This is a genomic window from Myxococcus sp. CA051A (genome assembly GCF_013336705.1).
Classification (GTDB): domain Bacteria; phylum Myxococcota; class Myxococcia; order Myxococcales; family Myxococcaceae; genus Myxococcus; species Myxococcus llanfairpwllgwyngyllgogerychwyrndrobwllllantysiliogogogochensis.
Map to the genome: position 1 here is coordinate 185,818 of NZ_JABUMS010000018.1, position 11,950 is coordinate 197,767.

10 protein-coding genes are annotated in these 11,950 nt (G+C 68.6%); 9 read left to right on the forward strand and 1 reads right to left on the reverse strand.

Annotated elements, in window-relative coordinates:
- The first annotated feature begins 200 nt into the window (after positions 1–200).
- The 8 genes from HUA74_RS37190 (at position 201) to rtcA (ending at position 9,071) form a co-directional block, all read left to right on the forward strand.
- Complete coding sequence (locus tag HUA74_RS37190) at positions 201–440, forward strand: hypothetical protein (protein ID WP_141647351.1); 240 nt, start codon at positions 201–203, stop codon at positions 438–440.
- Positions 441–514: 74 nt separating this feature from the next.
- Positions 515–1,123, forward strand: a complete 609-nt coding sequence (locus HUA74_RS37195; protein ID WP_174458378.1) for a TetR/AcrR family transcriptional regulator — start codon at positions 515–517, stop codon at positions 1,121–1,123.
- Positions 1,120–2,340 carry an MBL fold metallo-hydrolase gene (locus tag HUA74_RS37200; RefSeq protein WP_174458379.1) on the forward strand — a complete coding sequence of 407 codons (1,221 nt, stop codon included), beginning with the start codon at positions 1,120–1,122 and terminating at the stop codon, positions 2,338–2,340. The genes HUA74_RS37195 and HUA74_RS37200 overlap by 4 nt, the downstream gene beginning before the upstream one ends.
- A complete protein-coding gene (locus tag HUA74_RS37205; protein ID WP_174458380.1) occupies positions 2,337–3,047 on the forward strand; it encodes an NAD-dependent epimerase/dehydratase family protein in 711 nt (236 codons plus the stop codon). The genes HUA74_RS37200 and HUA74_RS37205 overlap by 4 nt, the downstream gene beginning before the upstream one ends.
- A 10-nt stretch (positions 3,048–3,057) precedes the next feature.
- Positions 3,058–4,404, forward strand: coding sequence for a HAMP domain-containing sensor histidine kinase (locus HUA74_RS37210; protein ID WP_174458381.1), 1,347 nt, complete (start codon positions 3,058–3,060; stop codon positions 4,402–4,404).
- Positions 4,394–5,833: a sigma-54 dependent transcriptional regulator gene (locus tag HUA74_RS37215; protein ID WP_174458382.1), complete on the forward strand. Its 1,440-nt coding sequence runs from the start codon at positions 4,394–4,396 to the stop codon at positions 5,831–5,833. The genes HUA74_RS37210 and HUA74_RS37215 overlap by 11 nt, the downstream gene beginning before the upstream one ends.
- Positions 5,834–5,924: 91 nt before the next feature.
- Positions 5,925–7,871 (forward strand): CocE/NonD family hydrolase, encoded by a 1,947-nt coding sequence (locus HUA74_RS37220; protein WP_174458383.1) that lies wholly within the window; start codon positions 5,925–5,927, stop codon positions 7,869–7,871.
- A gap of 126 nt (positions 7,872–7,997) precedes the next feature.
- Entirely contained in the window at positions 7,998–9,071 is a 1,074-nt protein-coding gene (gene rtcA / locus HUA74_RS37225) for an RNA 3'-terminal phosphate cyclase (RefSeq protein ID WP_141644377.1), read from the forward strand.
- Positions 9,072–9,089: 18 nt separating this feature from the next.
- On the opposite strand, the gene HUA74_RS37230 is transcribed toward rtcA, so the two are convergent.
- Positions 9,090–9,443 (reverse strand): hypothetical protein, encoded by a 354-nt coding sequence (locus HUA74_RS37230; protein WP_141644378.1) that lies wholly within the window; start codon positions 9,441–9,443, stop codon positions 9,090–9,092.
- 79 nt (positions 9,444–9,522) lie between these two features.
- Here HUA74_RS37230 and sppA point away from each other — a divergent pair, with 79 nt between their 5' ends.
- Positions 9,523–11,340 carry a signal peptide peptidase SppA gene (gene sppA, locus HUA74_RS37235; RefSeq protein ID WP_371817367.1) on the forward strand — a complete coding sequence of 606 codons (1,818 nt, stop codon included), beginning with the start codon at positions 9,523–9,525 and terminating at the stop codon, positions 11,338–11,340.
- Positions 11,341–11,950 lie beyond the last annotated feature (610 nt).

Consider the following 11,950-nt stretch of genomic DNA (forward strand, 5'->3'; position numbering starts at 1 on the left):
CATGCCCCTTGAGGAGAGCCTTCCTTCCGAGGAGAGAAGGGGCTTTCGCCACGCCATCTTCATGCTTCTTCACGGGTTCGCGCCCACCCACCGTGGCACCTTGCGCACGCCTTCCTCGAAGGATGAGGACGGTGGCATCGCCATTGCTCATGAACCGCGCGCCACATTCCGTGCGCACCCGTTGAAGGCGAAGAGGCCCCATGCTGCTCGACATGTACCTGTTCTTCTGCCTGCCGTTCCCCGCTCCGCGCACGCCCAAGGCCAAGCCCGCGCCTCGCCGGGGCCGAGCGAGCGGACGCGGCTCGACGACTTCCCGAACGCCCCCTCGGCGCGTCGTGAAGGCGGCGAGCGGAAAGGCGGACAAGCCCTCCACCGGAGCACGTCGGACGTCGAAGCCCGCGCTGCGAGTGCTCGACGGAGGCCGCGCCGGCGTGCGCTGAGCCGAGGTCGCGGCCCCTGGGGTGGGGGTCGATTGAATTGACAATCTGGGTCCATCTTGTCAAATCTGTCCAAGATGGGGACCGAACTGAAGTCACCCGAGAAACCGCCGGACGACGCGCGGCGGAACCGGTTGCTGGACGCGGCGCTCGGCGTCTTCCTGCGCTACGGCTTCCGGAAGACGTCCATGGACCAGGTGGCCCGGGCCGCCGACGTGTCGCGCCAGGGGCTGTATCTGCACTTCGCGACGAAGGAAGACCTCTTCCTCGCCACGTTGCAGCACTCGATGGAGGTCTCGCTGCGGCTCGCCAGCGAGGGGCTGTCGGATGTCTCCCTTCCGCTGGAGGAGCGGTTGGTGCGGGGCTTCGATGCCTGGGTCGGCCGCTATGTTGGGATGCTGGGTGCGGACGCCAGGGACTTGTCGGAGGTCCTGAGCGCCTCCGGTATGCAAGAGGTGGCGACGCGCCACGAGACCTTGTTCCTGGAGGCGGTGGCGAAGCTGCTGCGCGCCTCGGGACTGGTCGCCGCCTACAAGTCCACCGGCCTCACCGCGCGGCAGCTCACCGACACGCTCTACGCGACGGCGCGGGGGCTCAAGTACAGCAGCGGTACGCGTGAGGCATTCGTTCAAGGCATCGGCGTCGCGATTCGCGCGCTGTGCATGCCCCTGGGAGCATCCCGATGAAGACGCGAGGTTGGCGGCGTGTCCTGCGCCGTGGAGCAATGGGACTGGGCGCGGTGCTGGCGGTGGGCATCCTCGTGCTCGTCGTGGACGGCCACACATCCTTCGGCAAGAGTGCCACGGGGGCTCGGCGGGAGCGGATGGAGCGCTCGCCCCAGTGGAAGGACGGGCACTTCGACAACCCCCAGCCGCTGGTGAATCACTTCGGGGAGATGATGTCGGGGCTGCTCCACACCAGCCCCCACACCAGTCCTGGGGAGCCGCTGGCGGTGGAGCACATCAACCCCCAGCGCTTCCAGTCGCCGCCCGCGACGGGCCTGCGGGTGACGTGGATGGGGCATTCCTCGCAGTTGGTGGAGATCGACGGACATCGCATCCTGACGGACCCCGTGTGGAGCGAGCGCGTCTCGCCCTACTCCTGGGTGGGCCCCAAGCGGTGGTTCGCGCCGCCCATCGCCCTGGCGGACCTGCCTCCCATCGACGCGGTGGTCATCTCGCATGACCACTACGACCACCTGGACCGGCCGACGCTCCTGGCGTTGAGGGACTCCGTGAAGGACTCCAAGCTGGTGTTCATCGTGCCGCTCGGCGTGGGTGCGCATCTGGAGTACTGGGGCATTCCGGCGGAGCGCATCGTGGAGCTCGACTGGTGGGAGCGCACCCGGGTCGGGGAGCTGGAGGTCGTCGCCACCCCCGCGCGCCATGCCTCCGGGCGGTTCCTGTTCGACAAGGACTCCACGCTCTGGGCCGGTTACGCGCTCATCGGCGCCAAGAACCGCGCGTTCTACTCCGGTGACACGGGCCTGTTCCCGGCCATGCGGGACATCGGCGAGCGGCTGGGGCCCTTCGATGTGACGATGATCGAAACGGGGCAGTACCACCGCGCCTGGCCGGACTGGCACATCGGGCCCGAGCAGGCGGTGTTGGCACACCAGATGCTACGGGGGAAGGTGATGATTCCGGTGCACTGGGCCCTCTTCGGGCTCGCCTACCATGGCTGGACGGAGCCGGCTGAACGGGCGCGCGCGGCGGCCGAGCGCCTCTCCGTGACGCTGGTGCTGCCCAGGCCTGGACAGAGCGTGGAGCCGGAGCTCGAAGCAGCGGGTGTTCGGCAGCGATGGTGGCCGGAGCTGGCGTGGGAGACCGCGGAGCAACATCCCATCCTCTCCACGGGAATGGGGACGCCCGTGACGGCGAACCAGCCCGGAGGCCAGCCATGAAGGTCCTCCTCTTTGGCGCGACGGGCATGGTGGGGCAGGGAGTGCTGCGCGAGTGTCTGCGCTCTCCGAGCGTGGAGCAGGTGCTCGCGGTGGGTCGGGCGGAGACGGGGCAGCGTCACGAGAAGCTGCGCGAGCTGCCGCTCAAGGACTTCCTGGACGCGTCGTCGGAGTCTTCGCTCGATGGCTACGACGCCTGCTTCTTCTGCCTGGGCGTGTCCTCGGCGGGGATGAAGGAGGAGGACTACCGGCGGGTGACGTACGACCTGACGCTGTCGGTGGCGCAGGTGCTGGCGCGGGTCAACCCGAGGATGACCTTCATCTACGTCTCGGGCGCGGGGACGGACAGCACGGAGAAGGGGCGCTCCATGTGGGCGCGCGTCAAGGGGCGCACGGAGAACGCGCTGCTCGCGATGCCGTTCCGCGCCGTGTACCTGTTCCGGCCCGGAATCATCCGGCCGATGCACGGCATCGTGTCGAAGACGCGGGTCTACCGGGTTCTCTACAAGGTGCTCAGCCCGCTGTACCCGGTGCTCAAGGCCGTGGCTCCCGGTTTCGTGACGACCACGGAGGCGGTGGGGTTGGCGATGGTGGCCACCGCCGAGCTGGGGGCGCCGAAGAAGGTGCTCGAGAACGACGACATCAACAACCTGGCGCGCCTCTATTCGCAGCGGCAGGCCAGCATCCGGGCCGGGCTCACCTCGACCTGACAAGGTGGACATGGACCCGCGAACCCGGCGCAGCTACGAGGCCCTCCGGCTCAAGCACATCGGCCGCATCTTCGGCCGCATGGTGCGCCTGCGTGCGTATGGTGGCCTCCTGCTGATGGGGGCTGTCGCCGGGGCGACGCTCATGGATGGCGCGCCCTGGCGCCGCATCTGGTTGCCCATCCAGGTGGTGTTGGCCCTGTCGTTCTTCTTCTTCGAGCTGCGCCGTTACGAGCGGGAGGGACTCACGGCGCGCAGCATCTCCGGCAACCTGACGTTGGGCATCATCCTGGAGCAGAGCCTGACGTGGGGAACGGGAGGACTGGCCAGTCCGTTGCTGCCGCTCGTCCTTCCGCTGGCCTTCGTGGGGGCGGCGGTGCTCCCGCCGCGTCAGCGGCTCCTGTTGATGTTGGAGGAGCTGGGGCTCGTGTCCCTTCTGGCGGCGGCGCACCTGCTCGAGTGGACCCCCCCTTTGCACCTGTCGTTCCTGGGAGAGCCTCCCCGCGAGATGCTCCTGGCCCTCGCGGTGTTCATCCTGCTCCTGGTGGTGGCCGCCAACATCGTGGGGGCCGCCGTTCGGGGCACCTTCGAGGACATGCTGGCGGAGTCCTTCCATCAGCGCGACGAGCTGTTCGCCACGCATCGCGCCCACGCTCGGACGCTGGAGTCCTTGTCGGGAGAGATTGCCCACGAGCTGAAGAATCCCCTCGCCACGGTGAAGGGGTTGACGCAGCTCATGCGGCGCGAGCCGGACCGCGCGCAGCCGTCGGAGCGCCTGGAGGTGCTGGCCGGCGAGGTGACGCGCATGCAGGACATCCTGGAGGAGTTCCTCAACTTCTCGCGACCGCTGGTTCCGCTGTCCGTCAGCCAGGTGGACCTGGCGGCGCTGTGTGACGAGGCCGTGGTGCTGCACGAGGGCCTCGCCGCCGAGCACGGTGTCCGACTGGCCCGGGGTGGTGATGGTCCGGTGGTCGCGGCGTGTGATCCCCGCAAGGTGAAGCAGGTGGTGATGAACCTGTTGCACAACGCTATCGACGCGAGTCCTCGGGGAGGTCAGGTGGTGGTGGATGTCGAGTCCGGCAGCCTGGGAGACGTGCGCGTGTTCATCCGGGATTCGGGAGCAGGGCTGTCACCCGAGGTGTCCTCGAGGGCCTTCGACGCGGGCGTCACCACGAAGTCGAAGGGCTCGGGGCTCGGCTTGACGGTGGCCCGTGCGCTGGCGCGGCAGCACGGCGGCGAGGTGACGCTGCGCAACGAGGCGTCCGGGGGCTGTGTGGCGGAGATGATGTTGCCGCGCGAGCTTCCCGCGGACACCCTGGGCCCGGTGAGGGACGTGCGCGAGGTGGCCCATGCGCGGTGAGTCGGGCGCCGTATCGCGCGTGCTGGTGGTGGACGACGACGCGGGCGTGCGCTTCACGCTGCGGGAGATGTTGCGCAGCCTGTCCGGCGTGGAGGTGGAGCAGGCGGAGGACGGAGAGGCCGCGCTGGAAAAGCTGGCGTCGCGCGCGTTCGAGCTGGTCATCACCGACCTGCGCATGCCCCGGATGGACGGCATGGAGCTGGTGCGCCGGGTCAGCGGGGCACCCCACGCGCCGCGCATCATCGTCATCACGGCGCATGGCTCGGAGCGCTTCGCCGTGGAGGCGGTGAAGGCGGGCGCCTATGACTACTTCCGCAAGCCCTTCGACGTGGATGAGCTGCTCGCCGTCGTCACGCGCGCCCTGGAGTCGGTCCGGCTGCGCCATGAAAACGAGCGGCTGACAGGGGAGCTGAACCTGTCACGCTCCATGGTGTTCTCCTCGGAGCCCATGGGTCGGCTGGCGCAGTTGGTCCAACGCGCGGGCTCCCGCGACGTGACAGTGCTCATCACCGGGGAGAGCGGCACCGGCAAGGAGCGGGTGGCGGAGGCCCTGGTGCGCGCCTCACCGCGCGCGAACGGACCCTATCTGCGCTTCAACTGCGCGGCCCTCACCGAGGAGCTCGCGGAGGCGGAGCTGTTCGGTCACTCGAAGGGCGCGTTCACGGGAGCGAATCGGGTCCGCCCCGGGCTGTTTCGCGAAGCGGACGGAGGCACGCTGCTCTTGGATGAAGTCGGAGAGCTGGCGCCTCCGCTCCAGGCCAAGCTGTTGCGGGTGCTCCAGGAGGGCGAGGTCCGCCCGGTGGGAGAAGACCGGCCGGTGAAGGTGGACGTCCGCATCCTGGCCGCCACGCACCGGGACTTGCGCAAGCGCGCGGCGGAGGGGCAGTTCCGCGAGGACCTCTACTACCGGCTCAACGTGGTGCAGCTCCGCGTGCCGCCGTTGCGCGAGCGCCCCGAGGACATCCCCGTGTTGTCACGGATGTTCCTGGACCGCTTCAGCGGCCGGTTCCACACGGGCCCGTTGAAGGTGCCGCCGGGCTTCGTGGAGCGGCTGATGGCGCTGCCCTGGCCCGGTAATGTGCGCGAGCTGGAGAACACCCTGGAGAGCCTGGTGGCGCTGTCGAGCGAGGGAGAGCTGGACCTGTCCCTCCTGCCGACCTCCGAGCCTCGGTCGGCTGGCGCCGCGTCGACGGGGCCCGTGGCCGAGGGACTCCGGAGCGAGGAGGGCGAGGCCGCCACGGGGATGGGGCTCAAGGAGCGGGTGGAGGCCTATGAGCGGGGGCTCGTACTCGACGCACTGCGCATCGAGGGAGGAAACCGCAGCGGGGCGGCGCGGAGGCTGGGGATTGGCCGGGCCACCCTGCACGACAAGCTGCGCAAGTACGGGCTGGACAGCGCCCCGGACGAGGGCGGAGAAGGACGGAGCTGACGTCCCCTCGGGCTCGGGAACAAACGGCCTCCCGGGCCGTTCGGGGGCGGTTGTGTCCCCCACGATGTCGCGTCCCTTTACTGGAGCGTGCATGTCCCCCGTGTCTCGCAGTCTCGCGGCGCTGCTTTGGTTGTCCCTCGCAAGTCCCGCCGTCGCCCAGACGCCGCCACCGACTCCGTCGAAGGCCCCCGGTGCCTCGACACCGGAGCGCACGGAGCGCATCCGCTCGCGCTACACCAAGTTCGAGTACCGCATCCCCATGCGGGATGGCGTGAAGCTCTTCACCTCCGTCTACATCCCCGTCGATGCCTCTCCCAGCAAGCGCTACCCCATCCTGATGGTGCGCACGCCCTACAGCGTCGCGCCGTATGGGCTGGACCGCTACAAGACGCAGCTCGGGCCGAGCGAGGCGTTCGAAAAGGAAGGCTTCATCTTCGTGTTCCAGGACGTGCGTGGCCGCCTCATGTCGGAGGGCGATTTCGTCAACGTGCGTCCCATCAACCCGAAGAAGGGCGCGAAGGACGCCGACGAGAGCACCGACACGTTCGACACCATCGACTGGCTGCTGGCGCGCGTGCCGAACAACAACGGCAAGGTGGGGCAGTGGGGCATCTCCTATCCCGGCTTCTACGCCTCCGCGGGTGCCATCAGCGGCCACCCGGCGCTCAAGGCGGTGTCTCCGCAGGCGCCCATCGCGGATTGGTTCTGGGACGACATGCACCGGCATGGCGCCTTCAACCTGTCGCTCGCGTTCAACTTCTTCTCGGGGTTCGGCAAGCCCCGGCCGGCGCCCACGGACAGCGAGGACTGGGCGCGATTCGAATACGGCACGCCGGACGGCTACGAGTTCTTCATGGACCTGGGCCCGCTGAGCAACGCGGAGACGAAGTACTTCAAGGGCGACGTCGCGTTCTGGAAGGACGTCACCGCGCATCCCAACTACGACGCCTTCTGGCAGGCGCGGAATCTCTTACCGCACCTGAAGGGCCTGAAGGCGGCGATGCTGGTGGTGGGCGGCTGGTACGACACCGAGGACCTGTACGGTCCCTTGCGGACGTACGCCGCCATCGAGAAGCAGAACCCGGGCGTGGCGAACACGCTGGTGATGGGCCCGTGGCAACACGGGGGGTGGGTGGGCACCGAGGGATCCAGCCTGGGTGACGCCGAGTTCGGCTTCCGCACGTCGGACGCGTACCAGGAGCTGGGGCTGGCCTTCTTCAAGCAGCACCTCAAGGGCGGCGAGAAGGCGGCAGTGCCGGAGGCGCTGGTGTTCGAGACGGGCGCCAACCGCTGGCGCCAGTTGGAGAGCTGGCCGCCGAAGGGGCTGCGTGAGACGCGGCTGTTCTTCCAGCCCAAGGGCGGGCTGTCCATGAAGGCGCCCACGGGCACGACGGAGTCGTTCGCGGAGTACATCAGCGACCCGGCCAAGCCGGTGCCGTACACGCAGGAGATCACGACGCGCTGGAGCAAGAACTACATGGCGGAGGACCAGCGCTTCGTCGCGAGCCGGCCGGACGTGCTGGTGTTCGAGACCGAGCCCCTGGCTCAGGACCTCACGCTGGCGGGCCCGCTGGAGGCGGACCTGTGGGTTTCCACGACGGGTTCGGACGCGGACTGGGTGGTGAAGCTGGTGGATGTGAATCCCGGCAAGCCGCGCGGCTGGAGTCGGAGCGACGCGGAGAAGGGCGAGAAGAACCGGGGTGGCCAGCAGACGCTGGTGCGCGGCGAGCCGTTCCGCGGCCGCTTCCGCGACAGCTACAGCGAGCCCAAGGCCTTCAAGCCCGGTGAGGTGTCGAAGGTGCGCTTCACCATCAACGACGTCTTCCACACGTTCCAGAAGGGGCACCGGGTGATGATCCAGGTCCAGTCGAGCTGGTTCCCGTTCATCGACCGCAACCCGCAGACGTACGTGCCCAACATCTTCGAGGCGAAGGAGGCGGACTTCACGCGCGCCTTCCACCGCGTGTACCACTCCGCGGCGCACCCCAGCTCCGTCAAGGTGGGCGTGCTGCCGGCGCTGGACGCACAGGGCAACTGAGGTCCGCGAGGGCGAGGCGGTGCATCTGTTTGGCACCGTCCGCTCGCGCTCGAAGGGAGCGTGACGGGGCGGGATATCCGTCCCGTTCCTGTTACGTTTCCGCCCGCACGGAGGGATGGGAGGGTCATGACTGGCACCGAGGGGCCCGGGAGTGGGCCGGTGCGGCTCGACGGGAGTGAGGGCGAGGGGGGAGGGCAGATCCTCCGCTCGGCGTTGTCGCTGTCACTCATCACCGGACGGCCGTTTCACATCACCCACCTGCGTTCGCGGCGGGAGCCTCCGGGGTTGCGTCCCCAGCACCTGGCCTGCGTGCGCGGCGCCGAGGCACTGGGTGGCACCAGCGAGGGCGCCACGGTGGGCGCCTCCGAGTTGTCCTTCACTCCCGGCACCGTGCGCGCGGGGGACTATCTGCTGGAGGTCGGCACGGCGGGCAGCACGCCGCTCATCTTCCAGTGCCTCGTCTATCCCCTGGCCCTGGCGGGGGGCGGAAAGCTCACGTTGCGGGGCGGGACGCATCTGCCGCACAGCCCGAGCTTCCACTATGTCGCGACGGTGTGGCAGCCGGTGGCCCACGCGTATGGGCTCCCCGTGCACCTCACGATGACGCAGGCGGGGTTCTATCCAGAGGGCGCGGGGGAGATGGTCGCCCACGTCTTTCCGCCGCAGGAGCCGCCCCGGCTGGTGGAGTTGCCCGCGCGGGGGATGCTGCGCGAGGTACACGTCTCGTCATTCGTGGGAGGCCTGCCGTTCGCCATCGCCGAGCGGCAGTCGCGCGCCGCCGTGGCGGTGCTGCGGGAGAAGGGCATCCTGGCCGAGGCGGAGAATCGCCCGCTGCCGGTGAGCCGTTCGCTGGGCACGGTGACGTTCGTGCTGGCGCAGTTCGAGCACACCATCGCCGGCTTCACCGCGCTGGGGGAGAAGGGGCGTCCCGCCGAGGACGTGGGGCGGGAGGCCGGCGAGGCGCTGGCGCGCTTCATGGAGACGGGGGGCGCGCTGGACGAGTCGCTGGCGGATCAGATCCTCCTGCCAGCGGCGCTGCTGGCCGCGGGGCGCCTGGGGCCGGTGACGCCGGGCACCACGCGCTTCACCGCGGCTCGGGTGACTGACCACCTCACCACCCATGCCCGCGTCGTCGAGCGCTTCCTTCCGGTCAAGGTCCGGGTGGAGGCGGGCGGCGCGGTGGAGGTGGCCCCGGCTTGAGGGCCGGGGTGGGGTGGCTCAGGCCGCCTCGTCGTCGCCGCGGTTGGAGTTGTTGCCGAAGGTGTTCACGTCATCCATCTCCTTCGTCGTGTTCCGGAAGGCGCGGAAGCCGAAGGGGATGGCGACGAGGAACACGAGGCCGGCGAGGCCCACGGCCTTCCAGGGGAAGGGCTGCGTCTTCACCTGGATGTCCTTGCCGTAGGAGTTGAGGTTGTTGCCCATGGCGCGCTGCTTGGCGGCCTCGCGCTCCTCGGCGGTGAGCTCACGGGGGGCGTTGAAGTCCTGGACCGGTTTGCGCGGCTGAGCCAGTGCCGCTCCGCCCGTCGCGAGCGCGAGGACCAGGAGGAGTCGGGCAAGGGAGGGATTTCGCATGAGGGGGGAGGCTATCACGACCCAACGGGAGTGCTGAACAGGGCTTGCACCGGGAGAGCGTTGTCCAGTACGCGCCAGGGTGCCCACATCACCTCCGGACGCCATGCTGCGCCTGCCCTTCATCGCCCTCGCCAACCTGTTGCTGCTCCTGCGGACCCTGTTGGGTGCGCCCTTCCGCCTGTTCGCCGCCAGCCACCGGCCGGCCTATGTGCGCTTCCGGTTGGCGGGGGATCCGCCCTACCGCGAGCAGCGCAAGCCCCGATTCTCGCTGGGGGGAGGCTCGCGTCCGGAGCCCGCGGACGTCACCTCGCTGGAGCGCTTTGGCGAGTCGCTGAGGCTGTTGGCGAAGGACCCCAAGGTGAAGGGGATTCTCCTAGAGGTGGAGGAGCTGGGGTTGCCGGGGGCGAAGCGCGACGCGGTGGTGGCGTTGCTGGCGGAGTTCCGGGCGGCGGGCAAGCGGGTGGTGTCCTGGGCGGTGATGGTGGACACGGACACGTACCCGGTGCTGTGCGCGGCGGACGAGGTGCTCCTGGCGCCCATGGGGCGGTTGGAGCTGGTGGGGTACTCGGCGGAGTCCACGGCGTTGGGCGAGGGGCTGTCCCGGATTGGCATCCGGCCGCAGTTCATCCGGCGGGGTGACTACAAGACGGCGCCGGAGTTGTTCACGCATCCGGCGGTGTCGGACATCCAGCGGCGCACGGTGGAGTCGTTCCTGGACGAGCGCTACGCGACCCTGGTCGACGCGGTATCGGTGGCGCGGCGCAAGACGCCCGACGAGGTGAAGGCGCTGATCGACCAGGGCCCGTACAGCGGGCCGAGGGCGAAGGCGATGGGGCTGGTGGACGCGCTGGTGGACGAGGCGGACCTGCCGCTGCACCTGGGGTTGGTGAAGGTGGAGGAGGGGAAGGCGCCGGAGGACGTGGAGGACACGGAGTTGGAGGCGCTGGACACGTATCTGGAGACGGTGCCGTTCCCGCCGGTGAAGTGGCGGCGGATGAAGCGGAAGCCGCGGCTCGCGTTGGTGCCGGTGTCGGGGATTATTGTGCCGGGGAAGGGGAATGCGGGCGGGCGTCTGGCGTCGACGGACGCGGTGGTGAAGGCGTTGAGGGCGGCGGGGCGGGACAAGCGGTCGAAGGCGGTGCTGCTGTATGTGAACAGCCCGGGTGGGGCGGCGATTGCTTCCGAGCAGATTCTGGAGGCGGTCCAGCGGGTGGCGCGCAAGAAACCGGTGATCGCATACATGGACCGGGTGTGCGCCAGTGCGGGGTACATGGTTGCGCTGGGGGCGAAGGAGCTGTGGAGTGCCCCGCATGCGGTGGTGGGGTCCATTGGTGTGTTCGCGGGCAAGTTCGACACGTCCGGGCTGATGAACCTGCTGGGCATCCACAAGACGTTGATTACGCGGGGAGCGAACGCGGGGCTGTTGTCGTTCTCCCGGGGCTTCACGGACGGGGAGCGGGCGGCGCTCGAGGCGGACATCGAGGAGATGTACCAGTCCTTCCTGGGGCACGTGGCGAAGGCGCGGGGGCGGACGAAGGAAGAGATCCACGCGCTGGCGGAGGGCCGGGTGTACTCGGGCCTGCGCGCGAAGGACGCGGGCCTGGTGGACAAGATTGGTGGGTTCGAGGAGGCGTGCCGGTACGCGTTGTCGCTGGCGAAGGTCGCGCCTGGGGACTTCGAGCTGAAGACGTATGGGGCCGCGGAGCGACGGATGTCGGTGCTGCGGTTGTTGATGGGGGCGGCGCAGCCGCAGACGTACTCGCTGTGCTCCGTGTCGTGGAACCTGGCCGGGCAGGAGCGGGAGACGTTGGCTTCGCTGGCGGATGAGACGGGGTGGGGCTCGTGGCTGCGGGAGTTGGTGCGTGAGGTTCGTGGAGAGGGCGACCACGAGCGCTGACGGGGTTACTGAGAACTACCCTCACCGTCCACAGGGGAATGCACCTGGTTTGCTAGCGGGAGATCGGCATGAGTGACCAGGTCTTCGATGGTGATATCCGTCGTGCCCTAGCCCGAGTTGGCGCTGGTGAGCGGCTGCTGTGTCCCAAGTGTGGGGCAGTCCTGATTGTCGCAGCGAGTCTTGAGGCCGCGAATGCAGCGTCTGTGCATCCCGGGATACATTGTCCAACCGACCGAAAACATGTTGGGGTGTTGTTTAATCTCAGCGCTACTCGGCGGTTGCTCGATGGAATTGGTGAGTGACGAGGCCGGCTTTCGTCGGATGTCCCGGTTGCGGGCGGGACTTCACTCTGAGGGACTCCGCGCGATGGAACGGCGCGAGCCATCTGGCATGCTCGGTCACATGCATGACGGCCCTCGAAAAGCCGAACGTGGATCGAGAGTAGGCACAAGGGGCAACAGCCAATGAAGTGACCAACTCATAAGAGCCTCTATCAAATGTGAGGATAGAGGCTTCGGAAGAGCATGACGCAGCAGCCGAGGACGAGGAAGCCGAAGTGGACGTCGTCCCTGCGCTCGTCACGGACACGGAGCCGACGAAGTTGATTTTT